This is a genomic window from Janthinobacterium rivuli, assembly GCF_009208735.1.
In the GTDB taxonomy this organism is placed as follows: Bacteria; Pseudomonadota; Gammaproteobacteria; order Burkholderiales; family Burkholderiaceae_D; genus Janthinobacterium.
Genome location: NZ_WFLJ01000005.1, coordinates 168,882 through 181,084 on the forward strand (window position 1 = coordinate 168,882; position 12,203 = coordinate 181,084).

Sequence of the window (12,203 nt, forward strand, 5' to 3'; positions counted from 1 at the left end):
CTTCGCAAGGGATTGCCCATGTCAGGCTGGTGGACCATTATCTCGACAGAAACGCCGCAACAGCTGGCCGATATGACGAAAGTCAACAAGGAGGCATTGCTCGCCACCTGGGAAGCGGGCCTGTTCGGTGCGGACTGGATCGCGCAACTGTGCGCGCAGGGCAAGGCGACCCAGCTGACCTTTAACGGCTTCCCCAACCGCTACACGGCTTCGGCCGACGTCATCGTTCCCCTGCTGCAGGCAGGCATTGCCGAGGCGCAGGAAGGTGAATTTCCGCAAGATACGTTGACGGGCTGGCCCGGCAGCATTACCGTGCATCCGCAGCGTATCGCCGCCTGCGCGCCCGGGCAACTGCTGAGCATTGAAGTGTGGGACCAGTCTTAAGTCGTATGCAACAAATACGAATGCGCAAGCCTGCGTACCTGTTAATATTGTCAAATACTTCAATGGATGGCGCCATCCCATAGCTGAGCGCCACGCCATTCAAGCATGATGGACGTATTTTCCTGCACCGCAGGCCACTCTTGCATAGGCTGTCAACACCATGAAAAAACCGCTACTGGGCGCCCTCGCCACGTGCTGTGCGCTGCACGCCAGCGCCGCCCCTGTCGAAGACTTTATCGGCACGTGGAAACTGGAACGCACCACCGTGCCGAATTATGTCGTCATCAGGCAGGAAGGCGAGCAGCTCGTCGCGCTGCGCTACGCACGCAATGTCGTCACCAACAAGATCACCGAGCGGCGCTTTCCCGCCACCTACGCGAACGGTGATGTCACCATCCAGGCCGGCGAGACCATCATCGAAGCGCGCAGCGTGAACGACGTGGCGACCGTCACGATGCTGGCGGAAGCGTACAAGAAGATGTCGTCCGCCACGGCCGCGCCGACCAGTTAAGGAATGTCGCAGATTTGAAGAATATGATTATTCGCCCCACCACCGCCGGCGACTGGCAAGCCCTGAAAGCGACGCGTCTGGCCGCCCTGCTCGACGCCCCCGCGGCCTTCGGCGCCAGCCACGCCAGCGCGGCCGGTTTCTCCGATGCGGACTGGCAACAACGCGCCGTCAGCACGCCGCAACGCACGTTTTTCCTCGCCTTCGATGGGGAGCAGCCGATCGGCCTGGCCGCGCAAGTGGTGGCCGCCGATGGTGTATGCCACCTGATCGCCATGTGGGTACATCCCGACTATCGGGGCCTGGCCGTGGCGCAAGGACTGGTCGATGCCGTGAAACAATGCGCCGTCGGCCACGGCCACGGTCGGCTGGTGCTCGACGTGGCGCCGGAGAACACCCGCGCGGCCGCGTTTTACCAGAAACAGGGCTTCGTCTTCTTGCCGGAATGGGAAGCGCTGGAAAGCCATCCGCATATCCAGGTGCAGAAGATGGAATGGCGGGCGGCGGCATGAACCCACTCCGTTGGCACAGCCAAAAGATGAACCGTGCTTGACTGGATTTTTGACGCCATCGTCTGGATCGTTCGCCTGTTGATGTATGGTGTGTTAGGCACCGTCATTGAAAAGCTGTTCTATTGGCCGGGCTGGGCAATGCTGCGGCTACTCACGCTGGGTCGCTACCCGCCAGCAAAGGGGCGGCCCCACAATCGCTTTGCCGTTGCCCTGCTTGCGGCAATTGTCATTGCTTCCGGCTTGCTGATGGCATTGATGTAAATGCAGATACGCCTCATGCGGAAAAACAGCGGTTTCAAGCATTCCATTCATCCCGATGGACATCCTGTCTTAAAAACCTGCCCGCATCTGTGTTTTTTTCTACACTCACGTTTTCACTGATGAGTAGAAAGATAGCATATGCGTGCAATCCAAAAAGCTAGTCTTCTGCTGTGTTTATACGGCGCCGCGGTACAGGCTTGCGCGGATACCGATCAAGCCGTGGAACCATCCGGGCAGGATGCGGCGGCGTCCGTCAATGTCAAAGGCATCCGCGATCCGGACTGGAAACCCTACAGCGCCATGCTCAAGGGCGTCAAACGCTTCGAGGAAAAGCACGGCCTGGCGCCTGGCGCGCAACTGCGCTTCATCCTGCAACCGCGCCGTGCCGATGTCGACATGGACGCCGTCACGCTCAGGCTGGAAAGCGACGAGGCGGGCATGGTGATACCGCTGGGGGAAGGCAATATCTTCACCCTGCCCGTCGAACAGGGGCCGCTGTATGAGAAGGCCGAGCTGACCGTGAACCGCAAGGCGGGCTCGGTCAGGTGGATACCGTACGTCAGGAGCGCGGCGACCAGCGACACGCTGCGCCGCCTGGGCGACCTGCGGCTGGCGTGCGAAGTCCATTGGGCCATCGACAAGGACACCCTGCCTTTCGCCATGCGCACGGCGATGAGCGCCATGGGCGGCCCGTGCAATTTCGTGTCGCACAAGGGCACCTACAGCTTTGCCGAAGCGCGGCGCATCACGGCCGCGACGATCAGTTATAACGGCAGAAGCGCGCCCGTGCCCTTCAGCGGCGCGTCGTTCACGCCACCGCTGCGGGAGCAGGACTGGAGCGATGACAGCGTGCTCGAACTGACGTTCGACAACGATTAGCCTGGCCGCCACGAAAAAATACGGGCATCATATTGAAAATGAGAAGCATCATATTCTTTGCAATCGTGATCGGCATCATGTCGCCTTCATTCGCCCGGACTGGCAAGACGGCCAATTGCGGTATCGATGATATCGAACAATGCATGGCATCGGACGGCGCATCGTTGGTTCGCGCCATCCAAAAAGAGTTGCCTGATGTATTACAAATTCCATCCGACGGCAAAGTTCCGGCATTCACGACAGTTGAAGTCAATTCAGCGGCATCCGAAACAGCGCTGTCCATGGCATTGGCGCGCGCGTGGAAACGAAGCTTTATAGAAAAAGGGGTGGATAACGCAAAGGGTGCGCTACTGGCCTGCCAGCGCGAGACTTCGCTGCTGCTGACCGTGCCATTTATGCGCAGCGAAGGCCAGCAGGCACACTGCTTCAGATTTTAAGGCCGTGCACCTTGCATCCACTGTCCTGGCATAGCGCGGCGACGACGCTTTCCCATTCGTTCGCCACCAGCCAGGTCAACAATTTCAGCAGTTATTTCACCCGCTGCTTTTCCAGCTTGCGCGCCAGGGTGCGCCGGTGCATGCCCAGTCGTCGCGCCGTTTCCGAGATATTGAAATCCGTCTCGGCCAGCATTTCGTGGATGCGTTCCCATTCCAGGGTCTTGATGTTGGTGGCACGGTTGGTCAGTTCGATGTCGGCGTTGCCAGCCACGTGGCCGAAGGCCGCTTCGATGTCGTCCGTGTTCGACGGTTTCGCCAGGTACTGGCAGGCGCCCAGCTTGATCGCTTCGACGGCCGTGCCGATGCTGGCGTAGCCGGTGAGCACGACGATCAGCATCTCCGGGTCGTGCTGGTGCAGCATCTGCACGCACGCCAGGCCCGACGTGTTGCCATTGAGCTTCAAATCGACGACGGCGTAGTCGGGGCAATGCTGTTCCAGCAAGGCGCTGGCCTCGTCGAAATTGGTGGCCAGGATGACCTGGTAGCCGCGCCGCTCGAACGAGCGGCCCAGGGTGCGGGCAAACGCGGCGTCGTCTTCCACGATCAGTAACAGACGGTCATCCTGCATGGTGGTCGCTTTCTCTTTCCAGTTTGATGGCCGCCAGCGGCAAGGCCAGGTGCACCACCGCCCCGCCCTGCACCCTGTTGCGCGCCGTCACCGTACCGCCCAGGGTACGCGCGACATTCACCACCAGGAACAGTCCGAGTCCGCCGCCGGGTTTACCCTTGCTGCTTTGATACGGCTTGCCCAAGTGTGTCAGCATCGACGGCTCGAAGCCGGGACCCGCATCGGTGATAACCAGGTGCAAGGCGTCCGCTTCGCGCGTCGCTTCGAAGCGCAGCCACTCGGGCGACGCTTCGAGCGCATTGTCGAGCACATTGCAAATCGTTTGTTTCAGGGTCGAATCGAAGACGACGGGCACGTCGTGCTCGATGCGGTTATCGTACTCGAAACCCTGGATCGGGCGGCTGACGCGCCACTCGTCGACGAGGTCGTTGAGGAAGGTATTGATCGTCGTTTTCACGGACGATTCGCCGCGCGCCTCGCCCGCCGACAGCAAGATGCCGCTGACGATGCTCTTGCAGCGCTGCAACTGCGCCTGCATCTCCGTGATCTCTTCCAGCAATTCGCTATTCTTGCTCAGTTCCGGCATGCGGCGCCAGTCGCCGAGGATGACGGACAGCGTCGCCAACGGCGTGCCCAGTTCGTGCGCGGCGCCCGAGGCAAGCAAGCCCATGCGGACGATGTGTTCCTCTTCCGCCGCGCGCTGGCGCAAATCGGCCACCTTGGCGTCGCCGGCCCGCTGGTTGCGGTTGATGCGCGTGATGAACACCACGAGCAAGGCGGCGTTCAGGATGAAACAGATCAGCAAGCCTTGCACGTACAGGCTGGAAAAGCCCCGCTCGGGGTCGATCGGCAGGATCAAGGGGCCGGGCAGCACGGCCAGGCCGGCCAGGCACAGGCTGGTGATGGCCACCATGATCCACGTCGACCACACTTCCAGCAGCACGGCGCTGAGGATGACTTGCAGCAGATACAGGAAGGCGAACGGGTTGCTGATGCCGCCGCTCAGGTACAGCTGGGCCGTCAGCACGGTGACGTCGACCAGCAAGGCGAGGAACAGCGCCGTGTTCGAGACGGGCTGGCGTTCGTGCCAGCGCAGCAGGCTGGCAAGGTTGAAGGCGATGAGGCAGGACAGCACTTCGAGCATGTAGGGCACGGGCAAGGCGATGCCCAGTCCCACGCCCACGCCGAAGATCGTGCTGATCTGGCCGATCACGGCCAGCCAGCGCAGCTGGATCAGCAGCTTCATGTTCTGGTGGCCAGCCGGATGTTCCATCTCGGCCGCCACCGCACCGCGCTCTAAGACCTCGCGGTTGGGCAGGATCTCAATCCTGCCCGGCATGGTCGCTTTCTTGCGTATTGTGACCGGCGGCGCGGCGCGCACGGCGCTTGCGGTCTTCGCGCACGATCCACCACGTGATGCCGGCCACCATCAAGGCCAGGGCGAACCACGTCAAGGCATACACGAGGTGGTTGTTGTGGAAGGAAATCACGGTCAGGCCACCGACGGGAGCGTCGCTGGCCGTTTCCGACTTTGCCTTCGCATCGACGAAGTATGGCGCCACGTTGCTCAGCATGTGCGAGGCGCCGATGGCGGCCACGTCGCGCGAATACCAGTGCTGGGTGGCAGGACTGTTTTCGCGCAGGAAACCGCCGCCCGTCTCGCTGATGCGCAGCAAGCCGTCGACCTCGACGATGCCGGCCGGCGTGCCGGCGGCGATGCTTTCGCGCTTGGGCACGAAGCCGCGGTTGATCAGCACGGTGCTGCCATCGGCCAGGCGCAAAGGCGTCACCAGCCAGTAACCGCTGCCCAGTGCCGTCGTTGCTTGCACCAGGGTATTGAAAATGGGGAGATACGTACCGGAGAGTCGCACGTGGCGGTATTCATCCGTTTGAGGCGTAATGCTGGCCCAGGCTGCGGGGCCAGGTGCGTCCGTTGCGGGCGCATGTACGCGTTGTTCGACGCGCTCGATCAGGTCAAGCTTCCAGAACAGGCGCTTGACTTGCCAGGTGCCCAGGGCACAGAAACCGGCAAACAAGATCCCCGCCAGCAAGGCCAGTGCATATCGCACGACCATGCCGCGTGGGCCTGGCGCGGCATCTTGCGATGCGGCGCCAGGGGCGCGCCCGGTATTGCTTGGGCGCGTATTACTCATCATGGAGCCGTTTTCGTATGCATGTACTCAGGCATCAGATCCGGCATCATGTTGTGGTTCATGTGGTACATGACCCACAGGGAACCGGCCATGGCAATGCCCACGATCATGATCGTGAAGATCAGCGCCATCATGTTCCAGCCGCCTTCGGACTTGGTGTTCATGTGCAGGAAGTACACCATGTGCACCACCACTTGAACAGCCGCGAACGCCAGCAGGACCAGGCCCATGGTGCCCGAGTTGGTGATGGCTTTCGTCATCACCAGCCAGAAAGGAATGGCCGTCAGGATCACCGACAGGATGAAGCCGATGGTGTAGCTTTTCAGGCTGCCATGGTCGTGATTGTCATGGTGGTGGCTATCGCCGTGTGTGTGGTGGTCGCTCATGGCAGCACTCCCATCAGGTAAACAAAGGTGAAGACGCCGATCCAGATGACGTCCAGGAAGTGCCAGAACAGCGACAGGCACATCATGCGACGGCCGTTTTCCGGGGTCAGGCCATGCTTGTTCAACTGGAACATCAGGGTCACGAGCCAGATCACGCCGAACGTCACGTGCAAGCCGTGGGTACCGACCAGGGCGAAGAACGACGACAGGAACGCGCTGCGCTGCGGACCGGCGCCTTCGTGGATCAGATGAATGAATTCATACATTTCCAGCGACAGGAAAGCCAGGCCGAACAGGCCCGTGATGCCCAGCCAGACCAGGGTGCTGCGCAATTGCTTGCGCTGCATGGCCAGCATGGCGAAGCCGTAGGTGATCGACGACAGCAGCAGCATGGCCGTGTTGACGGCCACCAGCGGCAGGTCGAACAGCGCGGCGCCCGTCGGGCCGTCCGCGTAGCTGCGGCCGACCACGGCGTACGTGGCGAACAGACAGGCGAAGATCAGGCAATCGCTCATCAGGTAGAGCCAGAAACCCAGCAAGCTGCCGTTTTCCGGGTGGTGCTCGCGCACGAAGTAGCTGCGCGTGCTTGGTGCGGCGCCAGCGGCGCCGGTGTTATGGGCGATGGTATCAGACATGGCTGCTCAGCAATTTAGTATAAGCGTCTTCGGTACGGACCACTTCTTCCGCAGGAATGTAGTAATCGCGCTTGTAGTTAAAGGTATGGACGATGATGGCGACCATCATGATCACGAAGCCAACGCTGGCGACGAGCCACATTTGCCAGATCAGGCCAAAACCGACCAGTGCGGACAGTGCGGCGATCACGAAACCAGCCCAGGTGTTCTTCGGCATGTGGATCTTCGTGAAACCGGACGTCGGACGCTGGTAACCGTGTTTCTTCATGTCAGTCCATGCATCGAGTTCATGCACTTGTGGCGTGAAGGCGAAATTATAGTCTGGCGGTGGCGACGACGTCGACCATTCCAGCGTACGGCCGCCCCATGGGTCGCCGGTCACGTCGCGCAGGGCGTGACGGTTGCGGTAGCTGACGAAGAACTGGATCAGCATGGAAGCGATACCCAATGCGATCGAGACGGCGCCAAACCAGGCGATGATGGTCCAGATTTGCAAGGATGGATCTTCAAAGTGGTTGACACGACGGGTCACGCCCATCAGGCCCAGCACGTACAGCGGCATGAAGGCCAGGTAGAAACCGACGAACCAGAACCAGAACGAGCACTTGCCCCAGAACGCGTCGAGCTTGTAGCCGAAGGCTTTCGGGTACCAGTAGTTGATCGCGGCGAACACACCGAAGACCACGCCGCCGATAATCACGTTATGGAAGTGGGCGATCAGGAACAGGCTGTTGTGCAGCACGAAGTCCGCCGGTGGTACGGCCAGCAATACGCCGGTCATGCCGCCGATGGTGAAGGTGACCATGAAGCCGATCGTCCACAGCATCGGCAGTTCGAAGCGGATACGGCCGCGGTACATGGTAAACAGCCAGTTGAAAATCTTCGCGCCCGTCGGGATCGAAATGATCATCGTCGTGATGCCGAAGAAGGAGTTGACGCTGGCGCCCGAACCCATGGTGAAGAAGTGATGCAGCCATACCAGGTACGACAGGATCATGATGACGCAGGTGGCGTACACCATCGAGGCGTAGCCGAACAGGCGCTTGCTGCTGAACGTGGCGACGACTTCCGAGAACACGCCGAACAGCGGCAGGATCAGGATGTACACCTCCGGGTGACCCCAGATCCAGATCAGGTTGACGTACATCATGGCGTTGCCGCCCAGTTCCGTCGTGAAGAAGTTAAAGCCGGCAACGCGGTCCAGCGACAGCATGGCCAATACAGCCGTCAGCACCGGGAAGGCGGCGACGATCAGGATGTTGGTGCACAGTGCGGTCCAGGTGAAGACCGGCATTTTCATCCAGGTCATGCCTGGCGCGCGCATCTTGACGATGGTGGCGATCAGGTTGACACCGGACAATAGCGTTCCGACCCCGGCAATCTGCAAGGACCAGATGTAATAGTCTACCCCCACGTCCGGACTGCCGACGATGCCCGACAGCGGTGGATACGCCAGCCAGCCCGTGCGGGCGAATTCGCCGACGAACAGCGAAGCCATGACCAGGGCGGCGCCCATGGTGGTCATCCAGAAGCTGAAGTTGTTCAGGAAAGGGAAAGCCACGTCGCGCGCGCCGATTTGCAGCGGTACCACGTAGTTCATCAGACCCGTCACGAAAGGCATCGCGACGAAGAAGATCATGATCACGCCGTGGGCGGTGAAGATCTGGTCGTAGTGATGCGGTGGCAGGAAGCCGGCATTGTCGCCAAAGGCGATCGCCTGCTGGGTACGCATCATGAGCGCGTCGGCAAAGCCGCGCAACAGCATGACGAGGCCCAGGATCATGTACATGATACCGATTTTTTTATGGTCGATACTGGTGATCCAGTCGCGCCACAGGGTACCCCAGACGCGGAAATACGTCAGTGCCGCAACGAGTGCGATACCGCCCAGGGCGACCATCGCAAAGGTCGCCAGCAGGATAGGTTCGTGAAATGGAATTGCATCCCAAGTCAGACGGCCGAATATAAGCTTCGTCAGATCAATATGGTCTAGCATTGTTACTCTCAGAGAAAAAAGGGAGGCGCCAGGCAAGCGGCGCCAGTATCTGCAGCGCCACTACGATGCGCTGCGGGATTCATGCAGTGGTTACTTGGCTTGAACGCCCTTTTCCACGACTGCATCGCTAGCGACTACTGCCGTTACGGCCGCTACCGGGCTATTTGCCATCGTCAATTTGTATGGCTGGACCGGCGTCACGCACAGGGCGTCGGAAACGATGGTGCGGTTCAGAATTGCCTTGTACAGATCGTTAGGCACGGCGCTGTAGCGGCGCACCGGATCACGTTCGCTAGGCTGGGCCAGCGACAGGTAGTCGTCGCGGTTCAGCGCGCCGCCACCGGCACGTGCCGATTCCACCCATTTGTCGAAGTCCGCATCATTCACGCCGTGGAACTTGAAGCGCATGCCCGAGAAACCGGCACCGCTGTAGTTCGCGGAGAAGCCTTTATAGACGCCAGGCTTGTTGATGACGGCATTCAACTGCGTTTCCATGCCCGGCATGGCGTAGATCTGACCTGCCAGTGCGGGGATGAAGAACGAGTTCATGACGGACGACGCGGTGATCTTGAAGCGGATCGGACGATCGACGGGCGCATACAGTTCATTCACGGAAGCGATGCCTTGTTCCGGGTAGATGAACAGCCATTTCCAGTCCAGGGCCACGACTTCGACGATCATCGGCTTGTGACTGGCAGGAATCGGGCGGTTGGCGTCGATACGGCTCAATGGGCGGTATGGATCGAGGGTGTGGGTGCTGATCCAGGTCAGCAGGCCCAGCACGATGATGATCAACAGGGGCGCGCCCCAGATGATCAACTCGAGGCGAGTCGAGTGGTCCCAGTCCGGCTCGTATTTGGCCGCGGTGTTATTTTTTCTATAGCGCCATGCGAAAAGCAGGGTCAGGGCGATTACCGGAACGATAATCAACAGCATCAGCAATGTCGAGATGACAATCAGATTGCCTTGCTGAACTGCGATGTCACCGGACGGATTCAGTACCACCGTATTGCAACCAGCCAACAATGCGAGAGGTAAAAGAAGCAGTCCGCGACGAACTTTTAATGAAAACATACAGGAAAGTCCAGTACAGGGGATGAAGATATGGTACTGTATTCTCACTGGAGCGCGTTGGCAATTGGACGTTTTGTCCTACCCCTTGCTCGGATTTTCACTCGGTGGTTGAGGAGTTTTCCTATAGCTATCTATTGAATAGTCCTACTCCGGGCGTGAGACACCCGGGGTATGTTACGCGTTGGCCGAACTCGAAACTATATTGGAGACGATCATCATGTCCAGCACGCGCACACACAGCGGGGATGTACCCGCCGACTTTTCCCCCCACTCCCTGCGCGACGCACGCGGGGCCGGCACGGTCGAATCGCACATCGACCCCGGTGAGATCGCCGTCGGCGTGATCATCGGCCGCGCTTCCGAATACTTCGACTTCTTCGTCTACGCCATCGCCTCGGTGCTGGTGTTTCCGCGCGTCTTCTTCCCGTTTGAAGAGCGCCTGGAGGGCACATTATATGCCTTCCTGATCTTCTCGTTCGCCTTCATCGCCCGCCCGTTCGGCACCGTGCTCTTCATGGAGATCCAGCGCCGCATGGGCCGCAGCGCCAAGCTGACCTTCGCCCTCTTCCTGCTGGGCGTGTCCACGGCCGGCATCGCCTTCCTGCCGACCTACGCCCACCTGGGCTTTGCCGCCATCATCTGGCTGTCCGTGCTGCGCATCGGCCAGGGCGTGGCGCTGGGCGGTTCCTGGGATGGCTTGCCCTCGCTGCTGGCCCTGAACGCGCCGGAAAACAAGCGCGGCTGGTACGCCATGCTGGGTCAGCTGGGCGCGCCCACCGGCTTCCTGATCGCCGCCGGCCTGTTCTGGTTCATGCTGACCACCCTGACGGATGAAGACTTCCTCGACTGGGGCTGGCGCTATCCGTTCTATGTGGCCTTCGCCATCAACGTGGTGGCCCTGTTTGCCCGTCTGCGCCTGGTGTCGACGAATGAATATGCGCGCCTGCTCGACGAACGCGAACTGCAGCCCGTGAGCGTGTTTGAAATGAGCCGTGGCCAGGGCCGCAACGTGCTGATCGGCGCCCTGGCCGCGCTGGCCAGCTACGCCCTGTTCCACCTGGTCACCGTGTTCCCGCTGTCGTGGATTTCCGTCTACCAGACGCGTTCGGCCTCGGACTTCCTGCAAATCCAGATGATGGGCGCCGTGCTGGCCGCCGTCGGCGTGGTGATTTCCGGCGTGCTGGCCGACAAGGTGGGCCGCCGCACCACCCTGGGCGTGCTGGCCGTGCTGATCGCCATCTTCAGCGCCTTCGTGCCGACTCTGATGGGCGGCGGCAATGCGGGCCAGGACGTCTTCATCCTCGTCGGCTTCAGCCTGCTGGGCCTGTCCTACGGTCAAGCGGCCGGCGCCGTGACGGCCAACTTCCCTGCCCGCTTCCGCTACACGGGTGCGGCCCTGACTTCCGACCTGGCCTGGCTGGTCGGCGCCGGCTTCGCCCCGCTGGTGGCGCTGGGCCTGTCAGCCAACTTCGGCCTCGCCTATGTCAGCTTCTACCTGCTGTCGGGCGCCGTCGCCTCGCTGGCCGCCCTGAGCCTGAACCGGGCGCTGGAAATCCGCGACTGACATATATGTATACAGCGCAGCGCGCGCAGCACTGAAAAAACGCCGGCCCCGTCCGGCGTTTTTTCATGCCCCAGGCTGTAGCTGGCGCCCGACCCGGCTCACTGTATCGCCAGTTGCCGCCCGCCCGCGCCCTCCGTCTTCGGCAAGTCCAGCAACAGCACGCCTTTTTCATAGCGGGCCTGCGCGCCGGCCTCGTCCACCTCGTGCGGCAACACGAAGCTGCGGTATTGCTGGCCGTACTCGCGCTCGCTGCGCACGACCTTGCCGCCGCCGTCGCGCGTCACTCTCTCATCCTTGAGTTCGGCACTGATGGAGACGCGGTTGCCATCGATGGACACCTTGATATCGTCTTTATGCACGCCTGGAATGTCCGCCTGCACCTGATAGGCTTGCTCGGTTTCGGCAATGTCGACACGCATGCGTCCATTGCCCTCGTCGCGCACGCGCATGGCAGGCAAGAAGAAATCGCGCATCATGTCTTCCATGTCGCTGAAGGGGTCGAAACGCCCCAAGGGATTGAGCGCATCGCGCTGTATCAAATGATTGGCCATGATGTCCTCCTGCATGGGTTGGCTGGTACAGGGTGAGCATCGCCAGGGACGCCACCTCCATCAGCATCTTAGGACGCGAATCGACTGCCTCCTTGATCTGTCTCAATCGTGGCCACCTTGATTTTCCATCTACTTTGATCTGTGCGCTACCGCGCTTTACACAGGCTTGCAAGTCGGCAATTACCCGCAAGGCTGTTATGCTAGCGCACGCTATGCTTGACCACCAGGAAACTTG

15 protein-coding genes are annotated in these 12,203 nt (G+C 60.7%); 7 read left to right on the forward strand and 8 right to left on the reverse strand.

Annotated features, from left to right (window positions below; genetic code table 11):
* Positions 1-18: 18 nt before the first annotated feature.
* From GCN78_RS08365 to GCN78_RS08390, 6 genes are all read left to right on the forward strand, one after another.
* On the forward strand, positions 19-384 hold the full coding sequence (locus tag GCN78_RS08365) for a hypothetical protein (RefSeq protein ID WP_152251296.1): 366 nt from the start codon (positions 19-21) through the stop codon (positions 382-384).
* A gap of 160 nt (positions 385-544) precedes the next feature.
* Positions 545-895 carry a hypothetical protein gene (locus GCN78_RS08370; protein ID WP_152251297.1) on the forward strand — a complete coding sequence of 117 codons (351 nt, stop codon included), beginning with the start codon at positions 545-547 and terminating at the stop codon, positions 893-895.
* 23 nt (positions 896-918) lie between these two features.
* Entirely contained in the window at positions 919-1,404 is a 486-nt protein-coding gene (locus tag GCN78_RS08375) for a GNAT family N-acetyltransferase (RefSeq protein WP_193316662.1), read from the forward strand.
* A gap of 33 nt (positions 1,405-1,437) precedes the next feature.
* Positions 1,438-1,665 (forward strand): hypothetical protein, encoded by a 228-nt coding sequence (locus GCN78_RS08380; protein WP_226939532.1) that lies wholly within the window; start codon positions 1,438-1,440, stop codon positions 1,663-1,665.
* Between the two features lie 219 nt (positions 1,666-1,884).
* Positions 1,885-2,544: a hypothetical protein gene (locus GCN78_RS08385; protein ID WP_152251299.1), complete on the forward strand. Its 660-nt coding sequence runs from the start codon at positions 1,885-1,887 to the stop codon at positions 2,542-2,544.
* 38 nt (positions 2,545-2,582) lie between these two features.
* On the forward strand, positions 2,583-2,981 hold the full coding sequence (locus GCN78_RS08390) for a hypothetical protein (protein ID WP_152251300.1): 399 nt from the start codon (positions 2,583-2,585) through the stop codon (positions 2,979-2,981).
* Between the two features lie 91 nt (positions 2,982-3,072).
* Here GCN78_RS08390 and GCN78_RS08395 read toward each other — a convergent pair whose 3' ends face one another.
* The 7 genes from GCN78_RS08395 to cyoA all read right to left on the reverse strand — a co-directional run bounded on the left by GCN78_RS08395 (position 3,073) and on the right by cyoA (position 9,853).
* Entirely contained in the window at positions 3,073-3,609 is a 537-nt protein-coding gene (locus tag GCN78_RS08395) for a response regulator transcription factor (protein WP_034788474.1), read from the reverse strand.
* Entirely contained in the window at positions 3,599-4,948 is a 1,350-nt protein-coding gene (locus GCN78_RS08400; protein ID WP_152251301.1) for an ATP-binding protein, read from the reverse strand. Before GCN78_RS08400 ends, GCN78_RS08395 begins: the two co-directional genes overlap by 11 nt.
* On the reverse strand, positions 4,932-5,765 hold the full coding sequence (locus GCN78_RS08405; protein WP_152251302.1) for an SURF1 family protein: 834 nt from the start codon (positions 5,763-5,765) through the stop codon (positions 4,932-4,934). Before GCN78_RS08405 ends, GCN78_RS08400 begins: the two co-directional genes overlap by 17 nt.
* Positions 5,762-6,148, reverse strand: coding sequence for a cytochrome o ubiquinol oxidase subunit IV (gene cyoD, locus GCN78_RS08410; protein ID WP_034748058.1), 387 nt, complete (start codon positions 6,146-6,148; stop codon positions 5,762-5,764). The genes GCN78_RS08405 and cyoD overlap by 4 nt, the downstream gene beginning before the upstream one ends.
* Positions 6,145-6,783, reverse strand: coding sequence for a cytochrome o ubiquinol oxidase subunit III (cyoC, locus tag GCN78_RS08415; RefSeq protein WP_034788486.1), 639 nt, complete (start codon positions 6,781-6,783; stop codon positions 6,145-6,147). The genes cyoD and cyoC overlap by 4 nt, the downstream gene beginning before the upstream one ends.
* A complete protein-coding gene (cyoB, locus tag GCN78_RS08420) occupies positions 6,776-8,779 on the reverse strand; it encodes a cytochrome o ubiquinol oxidase subunit I (RefSeq protein ID WP_152251303.1) in 2,004 nt (667 codons plus the stop codon). The genes cyoC and cyoB overlap by 8 nt, the downstream gene beginning before the upstream one ends.
* A gap of 90 nt (positions 8,780-8,869) precedes the next feature.
* The gene (gene cyoA, locus GCN78_RS08425) at positions 8,870-9,853 is read right to left on the reverse strand and encodes a ubiquinol oxidase subunit II (protein ID WP_152251304.1); all 984 of its coding nucleotides are present in this window, start codon (positions 9,851-9,853) and stop codon (positions 8,870-8,872) included.
* A gap of 217 nt (positions 9,854-10,070) precedes the next feature.
* On the opposite strand from cyoA, the gene GCN78_RS08430 reads away from it, so the two are divergent.
* The gene (locus tag GCN78_RS08430; RefSeq protein ID WP_152251305.1) at positions 10,071-11,417 is read left to right on the forward strand and encodes an MFS transporter; all 1,347 of its coding nucleotides are present in this window, start codon (positions 10,071-10,073) and stop codon (positions 11,415-11,417) included.
* Between the two features lie 98 nt (positions 11,418-11,515).
* Here GCN78_RS08430 and GCN78_RS08435 read toward each other — a convergent pair whose 3' ends face one another.
* Positions 11,516-11,968, reverse strand: coding sequence for an Hsp20/alpha crystallin family protein (locus tag GCN78_RS08435; protein ID WP_152251306.1), 453 nt, complete (start codon positions 11,966-11,968; stop codon positions 11,516-11,518).
* Positions 11,969-12,203 lie beyond the last annotated feature (235 nt).

Coding starts and splice junctions, on each gene's coding strand:
- cyoB (WP_152251303.1), bottom strand. CDS start 8,779: ATGCTAGACCATATTGATCTGACGAAGCTTATATTCGGCCGTCTGACT.
- GCN78_RS08390 (WP_152251300.1), top strand. CDS start 2,583: ATGAGAAGCATCATATTCTTTGCAATCGTGATCGGCATCATGTCGCCT.
- GCN78_RS08395 (WP_034788474.1), bottom strand. CDS start 3,609: ATGCAGGATGACCGTCTGTTACTGATCGTGGAAGACGACGCCGCGTTT.
- GCN78_RS08365 (WP_152251296.1), top strand. CDS start 19: ATGTCAGGCTGGTGGACCATTATCTCGACAGAAACGCCGCAACAGCTG.
- GCN78_RS08400 (WP_152251301.1), bottom strand. CDS start 4,948: ATGCCGGGCAGGATTGAGATCCTGCCCAACCGCGAGGTCTTAGAGCGC.
- cyoA (WP_152251304.1), bottom strand. CDS start 9,853: ATGTTTTCATTAAAAGTTCGTCGCGGACTGCTTCTTTTACCTCTCGCA.
- GCN78_RS08370 (WP_152251297.1), top strand. CDS start 545: ATGAAAAAACCGCTACTGGGCGCCCTCGCCACGTGCTGTGCGCTGCAC.
- GCN78_RS08405 (WP_152251302.1), bottom strand. CDS start 5,765: ATGATGAGTAATACGCGCCCAAGCAATACCGGGCGCGCCCCTGGCGCC.
- cyoD (WP_034748058.1), bottom strand. CDS start 6,148: ATGAGCGACCACCACACACACGGCGATAGCCACCACCATGACAATCAC.
- GCN78_RS08375 (WP_193316662.1), top strand. CDS start 919: ATGATTATTCGCCCCACCACCGCCGGCGACTGGCAAGCCCTGAAAGCG.
- GCN78_RS08435 (WP_152251306.1), bottom strand. CDS start 11,968: ATGGCCAATCATTTGATACAGCGCGATGCGCTCAATCCCTTGGGGCGT.
- GCN78_RS08430 (WP_152251305.1), top strand. CDS start 10,071: ATGTCCAGCACGCGCACACACAGCGGGGATGTACCCGCCGACTTTTCC.
- cyoC (WP_034788486.1), bottom strand. CDS start 6,783: ATGTCTGATACCATCGCCCATAACACCGGCGCCGCTGGCGCCGCACCA.